This window comes from Paenibacillus sp. FSL W8-0439, assembly GCF_038008995.1.
GTDB classification, from domain to species: domain Bacteria; phylum Bacillota; class Bacilli; order Paenibacillales; family Paenibacillaceae; genus Paenibacillus; species Paenibacillus polymyxa.
In genome coordinates, this window is the sequence record NZ_JBBPAK010000001.1 from 561,435 (window position 1) to 576,421 (window position 14,987).

The 14,987-nt window shown below is 42.2% G+C and carries 15 protein-coding genes and 1 pseudogene; 14 read left to right on the forward strand and 2 right to left on the reverse strand.

The features are described from left to right. Window positions 1-4: 4 nt before the first annotated feature. The 5 genes and pseudogenes from MKX36_RS02510 (at window position 5) to MKX36_RS02530 (ending at window position 3,642) form a co-directional block, all read left to right on the forward strand. A pseudogene (locus MKX36_RS02510) lies at window positions 5-223 on the forward strand (hypothetical protein). Between the two features lie 54 nt (window positions 224-277). Beyond that, window positions 278-1,285, forward strand: coding sequence for a hypothetical protein (locus MKX36_RS02515; protein ID WP_340864152.1), 1,008 nt, complete (start codon window positions 278-280; stop codon window positions 1,283-1,285). Window positions 1,286-2,437: 1,152 nt separating this feature from the next. Next, on the forward strand, window positions 2,438-2,836 hold the full coding sequence (locus MKX36_RS02520) for a YmaF family protein (protein WP_016819453.1): 399 nt from the start codon (window positions 2,438-2,440) through the stop codon (window positions 2,834-2,836). 477 nt (window positions 2,837-3,313) lie between these two features. After that, on the forward strand, window positions 3,314-3,538 hold the full coding sequence (locus MKX36_RS02525; RefSeq protein WP_049828238.1) for a phage terminase small subunit-related protein: 225 nt from the start codon (window positions 3,314-3,316) through the stop codon (window positions 3,536-3,538). Next, window positions 3,535-3,642, forward strand: coding sequence for a hypothetical protein (locus MKX36_RS02530; protein WP_017428056.1), 108 nt, complete (start codon window positions 3,535-3,537; stop codon window positions 3,640-3,642). The genes MKX36_RS02525 and MKX36_RS02530 overlap by 4 nt, the downstream gene beginning before the upstream one ends. Window positions 3,643-3,987: 345 nt before the next feature. Here the strand turns inward: MKX36_RS02530 and MKX36_RS02535 are convergent, their stop codons facing one another. After that, on the reverse strand, window positions 3,988-4,899 hold the full coding sequence (locus tag MKX36_RS02535) for an AraC family transcriptional regulator (protein WP_031462742.1): 912 nt from the start codon (window positions 4,897-4,899) through the stop codon (window positions 3,988-3,990). Window positions 4,900-5,061: 162 nt separating this feature from the next. On the opposite strand from MKX36_RS02535, the gene MKX36_RS02540 reads away from it, so the two are divergent. From MKX36_RS02540 to MKX36_RS02570, 7 genes are all read left to right on the forward strand, one after another. Beyond that, entirely contained in the window at window positions 5,062-5,823 is a 762-nt protein-coding gene (locus tag MKX36_RS02540) for an SDR family oxidoreductase (RefSeq protein ID WP_340864153.1), read from the forward strand. 285 nt (window positions 5,824-6,108) lie between these two features. Further along, on the forward strand, window positions 6,109-6,936 hold the full coding sequence (locus MKX36_RS02545) for a TIM barrel protein (RefSeq protein ID WP_340864154.1): 828 nt from the start codon (window positions 6,109-6,111) through the stop codon (window positions 6,934-6,936). A 16-nt stretch (window positions 6,937-6,952) separates the two neighbouring features. Further along, window positions 6,953-8,299, forward strand: a complete 1,347-nt coding sequence (locus MKX36_RS02550) for an amino acid permease (RefSeq protein WP_340864155.1) — start codon at window positions 6,953-6,955, stop codon at window positions 8,297-8,299. A 161-nt stretch (window positions 8,300-8,460) separates the two neighbouring features. Beyond that, window positions 8,461-9,474, forward strand: a complete 1,014-nt coding sequence (locus MKX36_RS02555; protein WP_019685995.1) for an SIS domain-containing protein — start codon at window positions 8,461-8,463, stop codon at window positions 9,472-9,474. Window positions 9,475-9,569: 95 nt separating this feature from the next. Next, on the forward strand, window positions 9,570-10,352 hold the full coding sequence (frlD, locus tag MKX36_RS02560; RefSeq protein ID WP_340864156.1) for a fructoselysine 6-kinase: 783 nt from the start codon (window positions 9,570-9,572) through the stop codon (window positions 10,350-10,352). 63 nt (window positions 10,353-10,415) lie between these two features. Continuing rightward, window positions 10,416-11,144 carry a GntR family transcriptional regulator gene (locus MKX36_RS02565; protein WP_016819462.1) on the forward strand — a complete coding sequence of 243 codons (729 nt, stop codon included), beginning with the start codon at window positions 10,416-10,418 and terminating at the stop codon, window positions 11,142-11,144. Between the two features lie 275 nt (window positions 11,145-11,419). Next, window positions 11,420-12,070 (forward strand): glycosyltransferase, encoded by a 651-nt coding sequence (locus MKX36_RS02570; RefSeq protein WP_340864157.1) that lies wholly within the window; start codon window positions 11,420-11,422, stop codon window positions 12,068-12,070. A 356-nt stretch (window positions 12,071-12,426) separates the two neighbouring features. Here the strand turns inward: MKX36_RS02570 and MKX36_RS02575 are convergent, their stop codons facing one another. Beyond that, window positions 12,427-13,410, reverse strand: coding sequence for an SPRY domain-containing protein (locus tag MKX36_RS02575; protein WP_017428050.1), 984 nt, complete (start codon window positions 13,408-13,410; stop codon window positions 12,427-12,429). A gap of 209 nt (window positions 13,411-13,619) precedes the next feature. Here MKX36_RS02575 and MKX36_RS02580 point away from each other — a divergent pair, with 209 nt between their 5' ends. Together MKX36_RS02580 and MKX36_RS02585 are read left to right on the forward strand one after the other, a co-directional pair. Next, window positions 13,620-13,853: a hypothetical protein gene (locus MKX36_RS02580; RefSeq protein WP_025363880.1), complete on the forward strand. Its 234-nt coding sequence runs from the start codon at window positions 13,620-13,622 to the stop codon at window positions 13,851-13,853. Between the two features lie 128 nt (window positions 13,854-13,981). Beyond that, on the forward strand, window positions 13,982-14,797 hold the full coding sequence (locus MKX36_RS02585) for a DUF2935 domain-containing protein (RefSeq protein WP_016819466.1): 816 nt from the start codon (window positions 13,982-13,984) through the stop codon (window positions 14,795-14,797). Window positions 14,798-14,987 lie beyond the last annotated feature (190 nt).

Consider the following 14,987-nt stretch of genomic DNA (forward strand, 5'->3'; position numbering starts at 1 on the left):
CGGCATGAACCATACATATAGAGTGTTGCAGTCGGATATTGAACTATTTGCAGCTGCATTAAGCCATATGTAGTCCAGACGTTGGGTGAGGATCTGATAGATATAGTGGATTACGGTTGGCGCAGTGGAGAAGATTACACCAGAGTCAATTAGGATTAACGGATCTTATTTTTTCCGTAAGCAGTTTGAATTTAGAGTAAATGTGAAAGACTCTGCTAGGTAACTTGTAGAGTTTTTTTCTGTGTAAGTATCTATAAAATTATAAAAGGGGCGGCTTATGAAATTAGTTAATTTTTATAATAAAGTGATTGGTAAAATGATAATATTGGTAGAAAAATACAAAAATTATATTCCTCTCTCAAAATATCTTCTTATTTATCTGAGAATACCCTTTTTCTTAAAATTAATTATTGGTTTTTTGTTTGGGTTAGTATCATGGAAAACTTATTATGCAATAGGTTTTATAATTCTGCAAAGTAGAGCTAAGAATGAAGTCCTCTCGATAATCAAGGCATATCAAAATCCTATTAAATTTTCAGATGAATTGATTTATAGTTATTCTTTTATGTTTTGCTTTTTATTTTTGTTTTCATTAATTCCAGTTTATATAATATATTTTTATATTTCCTACTTAAAAAAATTTTTTAATAGAAATAATAATAGTAAGGTAAAAAAGTTTTTTCAGTTTTTGTTGATTACAGCTTTTTTTCTAATAGCAGAGTTTCTGTTTGGTTATATGATTGTAATTAAATCTTCCCCATATGTAGCATACTTGATGCTATATGAATCTAAAAATTCAACTTTTGTAGAATATATTATTAATTATTTACTAGGTGAAATAGATTCTTTACCTAACATAAATATCCTAAGTTATGATTTTTTAAGTTCAAAGATAATGGCTTCTTTAACATTAGGAAATATAATACTTTGGGCTTTGATCACCATCTTGGTTTATTTATGGATTTTGATGAAAAAAGTTAAGCACATTTTATGGTTTTTTACTTGTAATATTTTCGTGTTAGTTTTATTTCTTGTAGTCTTTGTCCTTTATACTCATACTTTTTTTCAATTAGGAAACTTCGGGAAAAGTATTTCTGACTATGATTTAGACTATGTATGCATTGAGTATGAGTTGAATGGAAAAAAAGAATTGAAGGGACTCAGGGTTTATCAAGGGGACGGACATATCGTTATACGAGATTCGTCAAATCAAACACATGATATTTCTTCGGATACGTTTCATATCAAGACAATATCTTCAATGAGTACTAAGTGTGGAAAATAAGTACTTACACTTGCACTATTAAGATCAAGTTATAAAGTATATTTTTCTTCTACCAAATCTTCTACCGTAATACGGATATTTATACTACCTGCGGGAACCTTATTCCTGATAGATCAGGCTATAGGAGCCTTTTAAAGCCTATTAGAACTCTATTTCAACGCACTCGTAATGCGTAGGCCGGGGGCTCAATTCCCTTCACCAGCATCTTATAAAATTCAAGTACAGCGCGGCTTCCAGGCTTTTTGGAGGTCGCGCTTTTTGTTGGAGCGAGCATTTTTCTAACGTTCCCTTATGGTGGATGAATACCGAAAGCGGGTTGCACCAATGGCTGCCAAGTGGAATGAATAGCGCAAAAGCAAAGTCAATACGGTACCGCCGAAAGATGGGGAGCCAGTAAACGGTCAGCAAGAAGAACAACAACATGACGACGGTGTCGCGATGAAGGAAAGACATGGATGCAGATAAGCATCGGCTTGAGCAGCGGCCAGATAAGGATTCCAAAGCTGGGCTAAAACACAAATATTAACTATGCATTAACGCCTAAGGGAAAATTGAATAGCATACACCGTAACGAAAAAATTCCTGAGGGAGTGGGTAAAATGAAGAATGCAAATCAGAATAGACAAAGTGGGAAACGTGGGTTAGGAGGACCGACGTATCTACTAAATCCAAATCAAGTGGCCTCGTTTATAAATCAAACGGTTGACTTTACACTTAATAGTGGGCAAAGAGTTTGTAGAGTCTTTATACATTCTGTATCATCCGAGACTAACCCTCAAAACTCAACTTATGGAGACTTCACTTATCTAGTTTTCCAAAATGGGAAGTTCTATATGATATCAAATAATGCAGCTAACATCTCGCAAATAGGATTGGCCGGTTCGATTTGTATGTAAAATGAAAGTGAGCACTCTAAACGGAGTGCTTTTTCTTTTGCATTTATACGACAGGATGTAAGCCATTTTGAGTGCTCTTCCCGTTACATGGGAATGCCGGAAGGAGTGCAGAAGAGAACAGAGAGAGGGCATGCACACGCTCTGACAGCCTATTAGCCACCCACCCGAATAGTGGAAACCAACTCCAATAGCCTTTTGAACATTTACACTACCTCTTTCATAGTATATGGCAGTTGATAAAGAGAGGAGGCTACTGATGGAAATACCAATAACAGGTTTTGTTGTTCATTCCGGTGATTCCGGCTCTAACCATTCGCATAAGCTTTTTATTAGTTCGTGGGATGGTAGACCAGTTAATGTTCACGTACATCCTTTTAAAGGGAATACATCACTTGATGTGGGACACTACCACCATTACGCTGGGGTAACAGAACCAGCTCCAAGTGGTGTTCCGCATGTTCATAATTATTATGCAGAAACATCATTTAACGATCAACATACGCATTTAATTAGAGGAACTACAGGACCAGCCATTCCCTTGACTGGTGGTGGGCATTACCATCATTTTGAAGGGTATACAACAGTAAACGGTAGAATTCCTCATGCCCATAGGTACAGTGGAAATACTGGAGATGAGAAAGAATATCGACATTAATCAATTAGAAAAACTCAACCCGCTACAAATAGTGGACTGATAGAGTTGGTGCTGACGCTTAGATAGCAATTTGGATGGGAGTTTCAATTTAGAAAGCACTAGAATTTTACCTGCAAGGACCTATTGATGAAATGAGTGTATATTTAGCTCCTGTAGTAGAGGCAGGTACGAACCAGCAAACAATTGTTGAAGTAATGCCCAAATATGGTGAAGCTGTGGCCGCTATACTGTAACGTCCCCCTGATTATCGGCGTATCCTCCGGCTGGATAGCGGCCCGCCTCGCTTGGCATTTTTGCGGACTTCCGCTATTGCCGTGCCCCAGATGAACTTTAATTAAACCAAGCTATCAAACAAAGGAAGAAAGCTCCAACCTTTTCTGGTTCGGGGCTTTCTTTGTTTTGCCCAAAGGTCACATCATATTATTAAATAAATTAAAATAATTGCATTTACATTCGTGGGGGTGGTGATTGTGTAACATGGCGAGAGAACGGAGTCCTGAGCGGGACAAGGCAAAACAGATGTGGCTAGAGAGTGACGGAGCGAAGTTACCATTGGAGGAGCTTAAACATAAGCAGAGTAACTCCTCGCTAACCTTAACTGGCGGCGGGATATTTTCTTTCTATTTACCTGCATGCCCAGTCACAGTGTGTATTCACACATATATTAAGGTGACGACAAATAAAGGAGGGCTAAAGTTATGAGTGGATGCGCAGGTCCAGCTGTTTGCGGTGCGTGGACTTCTACAACAGCAATCTTGGTGCTCTATATCCTTTTGGTTATCATCCTTAAATCATGTTGGGTGTAACTTTTTGAAAAGATTGTATAAATCCCGCATTCATCAAGTTTCTTCCGAGATTTGCCCGAAATTAAATTAGATAGAGAGCTCTGCTAACCTTATGGTTGGCAGAGCTTTTTAATTAAAGAAATTGCTTACGTTACGGAGAATTTTAGTTCACCTGGGTTCGTAGGCACCGTTTGTTGGTCCCTGTGTTTATGGCAAAGAACGGGGAACGGGGTAAGAATTGAGAGAGGACAAGTTAGGGAATTATCTACGGGACAGACCCTATAATCCGAGGTCTAGGATACCCGTTACGGACTACTGCCGGTTAGTTTAACGGTGTACTTTACTTCCAAATTACAGGGCGATGGGCTATTTATTATTTAAGGCAGAACCAATATTGAATTCTATGTCACGCAGGTGACTGATATCTCTCATCGGTGGGCGTCCGAATAAGCGGGCGTATTCTCGGTTGAACTGGGAAGGGCTTTCGTAACCGACGCGAAATCCTGCCGTAGCAGCATCGTAGCCTTCCTTGAGCATCAGCCGACGTGCGCTCTGCAATCGAATGATCTTTTGATACTGAAGTGGGCTCATACCCGTTACTCTTTTAAAATGCTTGTGAAAGGTTGTTGGGTTCATGTTCACTTTTTTTGCTAACTCTTCAATGACTAGCTGTTCAGAATAGTCACGATTGATTACATGTATTGCATTTGAAATACCTTGTGCATAGCTTCCGATCACAACGAACTGCCTGAGTAACGTTCCTTGCTCTCCCTCCAGCACACGATAAAATATCTCCCGGATGTAGAGTGGAGCTAGTATCTCGATATCCGTGGGTGAATCTAAAAGATTGACGAGGCGTAGAATCGCATCTAACAGAAAGGAAGTGGACGGATTAACCAAAATGCCCCTTCCTGTGTCTCCCTTTTTCTGTGAACTAGATTTCTTGCTTATATCTATAATGACATCAGGGCTAAGTGTTAATTGTAAACTTAGGTACGGCAACTGCGGAGAAGCATGAGTAATTTTCCCAATCACTGGTAGATGTACGGATGCGACCATATAACTGGACGAATCGCATATGAAGCTTTCCCCAACAAATGTGACGGTTTTAGAGCCTTGGGCAATTACGTAAAGAGAGGGCATGTTGAGGGTATGCGTCGGTTCCGTTTCCGCGGATGTGCGCCTGAAACAAAGCTCTGGAATCGCAGTTTGGTGTAAACCGTCCGTAGACGTATGCCGTGCAATTTGCTTAGCTAACTCCGTAATGAGTTGGTTCAAACTTATTCACCAATCCTTTTTCATTTAAGCTGATATGAATATTGTAACTCATACCGGACAGGATTAGGCAAGGAACGCGTATGAATCGTCTACCTGCTTTATTTTGATATTTCTTATAATTCAAGGCGAAAGACAATTTCCAGATGAAAGAAGGATTCGGCTATGAGATTAATCCAGAATACAACCTTGTCCGGAATCAAAGATAAAGTTGTTGTTATTACGGGTGCAAGCAGTGGGATTGGTGAAGCGACTACGCTTTTACTGGCTGAGCATGGGGCAAAAGTCGTACTTGGGGCACGACGACCTGATCGTCTTGAAGCTCTTGCGGCCCGTATCGCGGAGGCTGGGGGTGAAGTCGTGTATGCTAGCACAGACGTCAGACGGCGGGAGGACGTAAACAAGCTCATCCATTTGGCATGTGAGCGATTCGGCACGATTGACGTTCTCGTGAACAATGCCGGCGTGATGCCGATTTCCCCCCTTGATGACTTGCGTGTAGAGGATTGGGAGAACATGATCGACGTCAACATTAAAGGTGTTTTGTACGGCATCGCCGCAGCACTGCCTGTCTTTCGCAAGCTGGGTTCCGGACATTTCGTCAATATTGCTTCTACAGCGGGACATAAAACTGTACCGAACCAGTCTGTGTATTCTGCCACGAAATTCGCTGTCCGCGCCATCTCCGAGGGTTTGCGACAGGAAGCCGGTGATAAGGTGCGGGTAACGATCATTTCACCCGGTTTGGTTCGGACGAATTTCGCTGAAGGAGTGACGAATCTGGAGGTGAAGGCCAGACTCGAAGAGTCTCGTGACCAGTTCGCATTGCCACCGGAGGCGATTGCTCGTGCCATTGCGTACGCGATCGAGCAGCCGGTTGACGTTGATGTGAACGAGATCGTAATTCGCCCCACATCTCAAGTGTAAGGTATAAGTGGGATGATAAGTAAGCCAGTGCTCCAGCGAACGTAATGTGGACACGATAGCAAGAGCACTTAATCCTTAAACAGGACAAAAAAAAGCAGGCCAAACGAGCAAATGTACTCGTTGAGGCTTGCTTTTTTTTGCCCCTATAGGAGCTGAGCAACCCACATTAAGAACCGGCTGAATGGCTTTTATTTATTTTTAAAAAGGCATTGAAATCTTTGTAACCCTTAGTTATAATACAAGACATAACAAATTAAAGCGCTTACATTAGAGGGGGTGAAGCAAATGAAGATTGCGGGAATGAATATTACGTATAGGCATTTTCCTTTCGAGCACTTCCTGGATCACGTGACTGAACTCGGGATCGAGCACATCGAGTTGTGGGCGGGCGAGCCTCATTTATACGTCTACCGGAAAGTTCTTGGCAACTTGAGGCACATAAGGCAGCAACTGAAATCCCGAGACATGAAGGTCGTCTGTTATACGCCGGAACAGTGTGTCTATCCCTTCAATATTGCTGCTTCCGATTCCCAACTGCGGCAGAAGAGTATCGTATACTTCATAGATAATCTGTACGCGGCTCTGGAGCTGGAGACCAACATGATGCTTGTGACTTCAGGAATAGGGGACTTCGCTGTATCACAATTGGAATCATGGAAATATGCAAGCGACTCCATCTATCAGATATCCAGGGTGGCGGAGAAGGAAGGGGTGACTTTAGCGTTGGAACCTCTGACCCGATTCGAATCGAATCTAATTATCGATGCTAAGGGAATCAAGAGGATGCTGGAGGAGATCCGTTCCCCGTCATTAAAAGGGATGATCGACACCGTTGCGATGCAGCTCGCTAGCGAGACACCCGAAGATTATTACTCCCTACTCCCGGAGATGGTCCATTTCCACCTGATCGACGGTGACGGCACGTCTGATGCGCATCTCGCTCTGGATGATGGGGTGCTGAATTGGCGGGAATATCTAACCAGTCTTCAGAGCCATCATTACGAGGGAGCTTGTACACTAGAGATTATGGGGTTCAATTATTATCAGAATCCACAGGAAGCACTTAGGGAATCAGTCAGGAAAATAAGGGGAATGGAAGTCTTATCACCTTGATTTGGAGGAACTCGTTATGAGTAATGACTCTCTTACACGAAAACTGGGCTTTTGGTCGGCCCTAGCCATCGCTGTTGGTACTACGGTAGGTTCCGGAATCTTCGTCTCTTCCGGTGATGTCGCAAAAGCTGCGGGTATGCCTTCGATCTCAATTCTAGCCTGGATTATTGGTGGAGTTATTGCGATTCCGCAGGTCATGGTGCTGGCCGAGTTGGCGACTGCCTACCCGCAAAATGGAAGCGGTTACGTATACTTGAATAAAGCAGGATGGAGGCCCTTGGCCTTTCTATACGGATGGGCAACCTTCTGGGCCCTCGATCCTCCGTCCATTTCAATTATGGCTCTGGCCATTGTTGCATACCTGGCGAGCTTCTTCCCTTTCTTCGTTGGAATTACCGGTAAACTGCTAGGAGTAGCGATCATTCTGATCATCACGTCCATCCATTACCGGAGTGTCAAGGCAGGCGGTAGTTTTCAGGTCATTATTACGGCTATCAAAATCATCCCTTTCCTGATTGTCATTGTGCTGGGCCTCATGTATATGAACTTTGACAACTTTGCTTACACGCCCGTCGCAGGAGCGACAAGTTCAAGCTTAATTGGTGGCGTATCTGCCACGACGTGGGCTTACACGGGAATGGCCGCCATTTGTTTTATGGCTGGAGAATTCAAAAATCCAGGGAAAGTTCTCCCTCGGGCCTTAATTAGTTCGGTACTGATTGTATTGGGTTTATATACGCTGCTTGCGGTATGTGTCACCGGCCTAATGCCGTTCGATAAACTGATGGGTTCCAGCTCCGCTGTGTCCGACGCCGTCAAGTACATTCCCGGATTATCCGGCATGGCCTCATCCTTTGTAGCTGTTACCGCGATTATTGTTATCCTGGGTTCCTTGAGTTCTTGCATTATGTTTCAGCCTCGCCTGGAGTATGCCATGGCAAAAGATGGGCTGTTCTTTCAGCGTTTTGCGAAAGTTCATCCCAAATTCGAAACACCAAGCTTTTCGATTATTGCTCAGGTTACGTTGGCCTGTATTCTTGTGTTCTTCAGCAATTTAACCGAACTGCTGGGTTATTTCACGCTGATTCAGCTGGTCATTAACATTCTGGACTTTGCCGCGGTCTATAAATGCCGTAAGAGAGAGGATTATAACCCGATTTACCGCATGCCAATGTGGAGAGTAACTACTATCCTGGCTATCCTTGGGGCAGGATGGCTGGCTTGGGGAACCTTTACGTGGGCTCCAGTGCAGGGCATGATTGCCGCGGCGATAGTCATCGCAACGGGGTTGCCTGTGTATTACTACTGGGAGAAGAAGTATGGATCTAAAAGCAGTCATGACAGCAGCAATATAGTCATTTAACCCGGATGAAATGAAGGGAGCGAACTCTAACTTACTGATTTCCTTCAGATGATACAAAAAGAGTTGTTTTAATTGTAATGTCTGGTTATACTACTGTATATAACAAATAAAATTGAATGATATTGGAGAGGAACCGCTCCAGTATAGGGAGGGAACGTAAAATGTTGAATTTTGATGAACAGTTATTCCTTAAGCTTGTGGAACAAGAGGGCCTGGCCTTTAGAGGACAAATTGAAGAGATTGTAGACGGGATTGCCAAGAAAGGGTACAGCAATATTTTTCTGATTGGTGCGGGTGGCACAATTGCGATGATGTATCCTTATGAGTATATTCTGAAATCAAACTCGACCATTGATGTGCATGCGGCGATTGCCGCTGAGTTTATGGTGATGAACAACAGACACTTCAGTAAGGATTCCGTATGTATTTTTACATCTGTGTCGGGAACCACGCAGGAGACCGTTGCGGCAGCCGAGTTCTGTAAGGAACGGGGAGCGACTACGATTGCACTTGTGGCAGAAAGGGACACTCCGTTAACCAAAATTGTAGATCACTGCATCACTACTGGCTCGGAGAAACATTCCTTCGATACATTCTTCATGCTCCTGTACATGGTTGTGTTCCGGTTCATGTATAACAACAATGAGTTCCCTCAATATGAGCAGTTCACGAAGGAAGTTGCCTTATTGCCGCGTGCGATTCTGGACGCAGTCAAGACCTTTGACCCTAAAGCGGAAGCTTTTGCAAAAGAACATAAAGATACTGACTATCATATGATGGTTGGCTCCGGCAACCTGTGGGGGAATACGTACTCCTACGCGATGTGTATCCTGGAAGAAATGCAGTGGATTCATGCGAAGTCGATTCATGCGGCGGAATTCTTCCATGGCACGCTTGAGCTTGTGGTTGAAGATACCAGTGTTATTCTGCTGAAAGGCGAAGATGAGACAAGACCTCTGATGGATCGGGTGGAGAGATTCGCCGAGAAGATTACGAAGAAGCTGACCATTATTGATACCAAAGACTTTGCCATGGAAGGCATTAGCGAGGAGTTTAGAAAGCATTTTGCCGTAAGTATCAACTGGTCTGTACTAAGCCGTATCAGCGCCTACCTGGAGCGGGAGAGAAATCATCCGTTAACACTTAGAAGATACTATCGCCAAATGGAATATTAAGATACGCAGTCTTTAGTTCATTCTATATTGATGCATTTGATTTGAGCACTACTTTGTAGTGCTCATTCTTTAATAGCAGGGAAGGCGGGAGCAAGATGAGAATCATTACAGTCGGGGATAACTGCATGGATGTCTATCAAGCAAGCGGCAAAGCCTATCCTGGAGGCAATCCGGTGAATGTTGCCGTCTATTTAACTGAAATGGGTGCAAAGACGGCGTATCTGGGCTGGGTGGGCACCGACATTTATGGGGAGATCATGATCCAGGCTATTCAGGACAAGGGTGTGGATACTTCCCGAATTTCAAAAAAGGACGGAAAAACAGCGGTAACCCACGTGGAGATGGTGGAGAATGACCGGAGGTTCGGCGAATACGACGAGGGAGTTATGGCACAGTTTTTCCTTACAGCAGAAGAGATCGATTTTGCTGTCAATTATCAGCTTGTCCACTCAGGGATATGGGGACATGCCGATCCGTACTTTCCTCTCTTTAAGGAAAAGGGCCTGATCACTTCCTTTGATTTCTCGGATCAGTTGCAGGATGATCGGGTACAGACATTAACGCCCTACGTAGACTATCCATTCTTTTCGTACACTCAGGATGATGACTATATCCGCCAACTTTTGGTAAAGGTCAAGCAAAGAGGAGCGCAGATTGCTGTGGCTACCTTGGGGGAGAATGGTTCGCTTGCTTACGATGGGGAACAATTCTTTCCACACGGCGTAGGTAAGGTGAACGTCGTGGATACGATGGGAGCTGGCGATTCTTTCATTGCCGGGTTCCTTTACGGTAGAATGAAAGGGTTTTCAATAGAGAACTGCTTGGAGCTTGGGACAATTACAGCTGGGAAGACGATAGGTTATTTCGGTGCATGGTGACTGGAGATGATCATCAATGTATAATACTTATTATAATCATTGATGGATAAGGATGAATTTACCATGAATTTGAATCCTTCAACCCCCCAGCCGCTGTACATGCAGATCAGGCAAATGTTGAAGAACGATATCCAGGACGGACGGTACAAACCGGATGAACAGATTCCAACCGAAGCAGAACTCTGTGATACTTATAGTGTAAGCCGAATCACTATACGGAAAGCAATTGAGGAGCTCGTGCGGGAAGGAACCCTGACGCGAATTCCTCGTAGAGGCACCTTTGTAGCCTCCAATAAATTTCATAATGAACTGTTATCCGTAAGCGGTTTCTCGGAGTTCAGCCACCAGCTGGGCATGATTCCAAACTCACGGATATTAAGAAGCGAAGTAATCCCGGCATCTGAAGAGGTGGCTGGACATCTTCTTATTGAAGAAGGCAGCCCTGTGTTGGAGCTTGAACGCTTGATGTATGTAGATGACCGCCCACTTTTTTATGATATAGCCCATTATTCGCTGACCCGGTTTCCGGATTTGGAAAAAAAGATCGCAATGAAAGAATCGACTTACAAGATTCTGGCGGAGGATTATAACACCGAGATCGTGAGCAATGACAAGATCATTGATGTGATCGGTGCGACTAAAGATTATGCGAAATTTCTGGAATGTGATATCGGGGCGAACTTATTCCGGATATTGAAAATTGCTTTTGATGCAAACGATGAGCCTGTTCATCTCTCTACATTTATGTGTGAGACGAATCGGGTCAACCTGACGGTCCACCGGGCAAAATAGGTTATGCCCATCAGCATGGCTTATTTTCCAAAAAGGATTTAGCTTCGAAACGATTATACGGGTACTCCAGGACGTAGCTTTATTCATCAGAATTGCTTCTTTTACTTGGACCATGGAGTCATAGGCTCTGCTGGCTTACCACCGGCGGGCCTTTTTTGTGTGTTGAAATACGAAATCAAGTTTTTGTAAGATGATTGCAGGGGTGGTATAGAATTAGATGTTTCAACCATAATAAGACAGCCTGTTTAATCCAAACGTAAGAGGAGCAGAAGAATGTGAAAAATAAATGGTTACTGGCATTGTCGTTAACCTTGGCGCTCGTTTTTAGCATGAATCCACTAGTTGTCGTGCAAGCGAAGGCGGGGGAGGATAAGGGGAACATTTGCCTAAGTCCCAAAATGGTGCAACTGAAAGTCGATATGCAGAAGGTATGGATCGATCATACGATATGGACGAGAAGCTATATTGTCAGCGCCATATCTAATCGTCCAGACCAAAAGGATGTATTGGACCGACTTTTACGGAACCAACAGGATATAGGCAACGTGATTAAGCCTTATTATGGGGAAGCTGCTGGGAATAAGCTGGCTGATCTTCTGAGAGAGCATATTTTGATCGCAGGGAAAATCGTAGCGGCTGCCAAAGCGGGCAATCAGGCGGACGTGAAAAAGCTAGAGGCGGATTGGCATACAAACGCCGATGATATCGCCAAATTTTTAAGTGCAGCGAATCCGAACTGGCAGTTCAAAACGCTACAAGATATGCTGTATACGCACCTTCAGTTGATTACGGAAATAGTCCTTAACTGTCTCAAAGGAGATTGGAAAGCAGATATTGCAGCAACCGATAAAAATGAGATCCATATGATTCATTTAGCGGACTTCCTGACAGAAGGTATTGTCAAACAGTTTCCTGAAAAATTTTAAGCGAGCATTATAGACGCTGCAAAGCAGATTAGCTTTTTATAATCACCCCAAAGGTGGCTATGGAAAGCTTTTTTCATGTTATGAGATAGACATTACCTGACAGCTAGCGTTTCTTTGGAAAAGCATAATAATTAATGACTTTTAATTAGAGTATGAACAAGGTGTACACTAAAAATATGGATCTTAATCCAAATCAAGTTGGAAGGCAAGTGTAGGTTTATTGAAAATAGGCGGTTTACAAATCTTTTGCCTAAAAGGTATATTGTCTGTAAAGCAATTTAAGCGTGACTTAGATATGAGTAGATGAAAAAAGGACTTCAATGGCATATTAGCTGATATGAAGTCCTTCATAAAGTTTATTTGGTTGAATACTCACTTACTTCGAATGTGAGAATTTTGTTGAAGATTACGTAGTCTTTGCGATTGCTGAACGGGCCTTTGTTATTATTATGTTTATCGATGGCAAAGAATGAAGCACCTCTGCCCGCATCTTTAGCGTCATACCAAGCGATGAAGGCATTCAATTCTTTTTTACTCAGATCGAATTCTTTATCAAATCCATTGTCCATCGTTACAGTTAGAATGGCGCGGTCACCAGTTGGTTGTGAGGAACCATCTGTATCCGACGGATCTGGCGTTGTGGACGACCCAGGTGTTGTAGATGAACCAGGCGCCGTAGAGGGATCAGGTGTTGTAGATGGATCGGGTTTTGTAGATGGATCCGGTGTTGTGGACGGATTAGGTGTTGTTGATGTACTTGATTCTTGGTAAGGCAAAAATCCTTCAGGAATTGGATATTTAAAATCACTTGCCCCAAAATTAGCAGTATAAGTAGCAGGTTGATCTTGAGGGTTTCTTATATAAGGATATACAGTCTTACCTAGTGAAGAAGGAGTATATTTCGAGACTCCTTGTGAGATACCATTTTTATAAAAGGTTAGTGTGTCATTTTCTAGATTTAAAGCAACAGATATAACATCATTTACTGTATACACATTCCCGTAACTATAACTTCCAGCTTTAATAGAGTCATTTGTAGGCCCATAATTTACTCCGTTATACCCTTCATACCTAATTGGTGGTTTGCCTGGACCGAATAATCCAACTTCACCATATCCACCATCAAGCTTTATCTCCCAATACCATTTCCCTGAGCTTTTACCTACATTAGCAATATCGGTTTGGTTCCATTCAGTTATGGTTTTTGTTAGAGATCCATCGGACCAAGTCACATTTGTAGTCTCAGCTTTTGTAACGTTAGGGAACAATGAGAACACCGAAACTCCAATAAGTAGGGCTAACAAGATACTCCCCATTCTTTTAAACATTTTATTATTCATGACTTCCTCCTAAAATTATGTATTAACAGGTGAATTATAAAACTGAATTGGGATAATTGTCCAAACATTAAATGATATATATTCAAATATGAGTTATATTATGGAATTTAATTTTTGAATAAGGAAAATGAGATAACATACGCAGAAATGCTTGTTGCAGAAGGAATCTATATATAATCTACCGAATGAAAATATTTGAGGTGATCGTTGTGAAACGTACATATAAAGTATTGAAGACAGATATGGAACTGTTCGGAGCCGCTTTGGTCCAGGCGCATGTATATGTGGTATCCGTTGATGAGGAATTACGCGTGACATTTGAGGATTATGGGGGAATAGTAGAGGAGATTAAGCCAGAATCGGTCAAGATTGCAGGTAAAATTTTTATGAGAGACCAGCTTGAGTTTCGGGTAGACTTGGTAGCGGAAGAAAACCCTGAATGATTTAATAACTCCGGCTCAATTTCGAAATTGGATTCGTATGAGACGTTGAACTTCGATATTCATAATGACCTGTTATATCCCATATGACTAAGTAAGTACTTTTTTGCTCATTTAGAGGAGGGATATCATTGGATGCATTTGTTTCACGCTCATTAGATGAAATACGTTTTTGGTCCAGGATTATGAAGGAGCATTCCTTTTTTCTGGGGTTAGGCTTTAGAGCGGAAGATACTCAACTTAAAACAGAAGCCAATCGGTTTTACGCTATCTTTGAGGATATTGAGAAAAGATCGTATGAATTTAATATCAATACAGATCCTTATACAATCAAAGAGTTTAATACGGAAGTACAGAATGCGGCGACAAATATTTGGGCATTTAAGAGGATGGTATTGGGGCTTATATTACAATGCAAACTTCCTGGACAAACCAATTTTCCCTTACTGGTAGACCATGTAAGCCGGGAAGCGAATTATTTCAGAAATCGTTTAGGGGAACTCAATTCAGGAACGCTTGAACCATTACCCGATGCTATTATTGATGAAAATATTTTTTTCTTAAAGATCATGGCCGATCACGCAAAATTCATAGGCCATTTGCTGGATCCATCCGAACGCAAACTGGTTGAACAAGCTAGGGAGTTTAGTAATGACTTTGATACACTGATGTTTCAGGCGATTGATTTAAGTTATATGCGTCCACAGTCGCAGACCGTTCCACTTCTGAGTCAATTTGTGGACGAAAACCGTATCTCTGTTAAGTCCTTGCGAGATTTTAAGAAAACAGCGCGTGATTTGATTGACGAGTGCCGAATAAAAAGCATTATCCATCCTCTATTAGCTGATCATGTATTTCGTGAAGCTGAGCGCTTCCTCTTTATTCTCGAAATGTTTGATCAGTCCTTATCCGGCGTTAAGGTGAATAAGAAAGAAATCATGCACTGAGATTCCCAGCAAAACGAATATAGTTTCTGTAAAATGTGCATTGGAAATAAAGTTTTAGATTGAGCAAAAATTCAAACAGCGGCAGAACAAGACTTAAAAAGTAAAGTCTTAGACTGTCGCTGTTGTCATTCAACTAACGCATTCTAATAGGTTGTCATAACTTTTCTTTTCCATTAACTTTCAAGACCAA

Bases quoted from the DNA above. Each gene is read 5' to 3' on its own strand.
- MKX36_RS02515 (WP_340864152.1), top strand. From the start codon at position 278: ATGAAATTAGTTAATTTTTATAATAAAGTGATTGGTAAAATGATAATA.
- MKX36_RS02520 (WP_016819453.1), top strand. From the start codon at position 2,438: ATGGAAATACCAATAACAGGTTTTGTTGTTCATTCCGGTGATTCCGGC.
- MKX36_RS02525 (WP_049828238.1), top strand. From the start codon at position 3,314: ATGGCGAGAGAACGGAGTCCTGAGCGGGACAAGGCAAAACAGATGTGG.
- MKX36_RS02530 (WP_017428056.1), top strand. From the start codon at position 3,535: ATGAGTGGATGCGCAGGTCCAGCTGTTTGCGGTGCGTGGACTTCTACA.
- MKX36_RS02540 (WP_340864153.1), top strand. From the start codon at position 5,062: ATGAGATTAATCCAGAATACAACCTTGTCCGGAATCAAAGATAAAGTT.
- MKX36_RS02545 (WP_340864154.1), top strand. From the start codon at position 6,109: ATGAAGATTGCGGGAATGAATATTACGTATAGGCATTTTCCTTTCGAG.
- MKX36_RS02550 (WP_340864155.1), top strand. From the start codon at position 6,953: ATGAGTAATGACTCTCTTACACGAAAACTGGGCTTTTGGTCGGCCCTA.
- MKX36_RS02555 (WP_019685995.1), top strand. From the start codon at position 8,461: ATGTTGAATTTTGATGAACAGTTATTCCTTAAGCTTGTGGAACAAGAG.
- frlD (WP_340864156.1), top strand. From the start codon at position 9,570: ATGAGAATCATTACAGTCGGGGATAACTGCATGGATGTCTATCAAGCA.
- MKX36_RS02565 (WP_016819462.1), top strand. From the start codon at position 10,416: ATGAATTTGAATCCTTCAACCCCCCAGCCGCTGTACATGCAGATCAGG.
- MKX36_RS02575 (WP_017428050.1), bottom strand. From the start codon at position 13,410: ATGAATAATAAAATGTTTAAAAGAATGGGGAGTATCTTGTTAGCCCTA.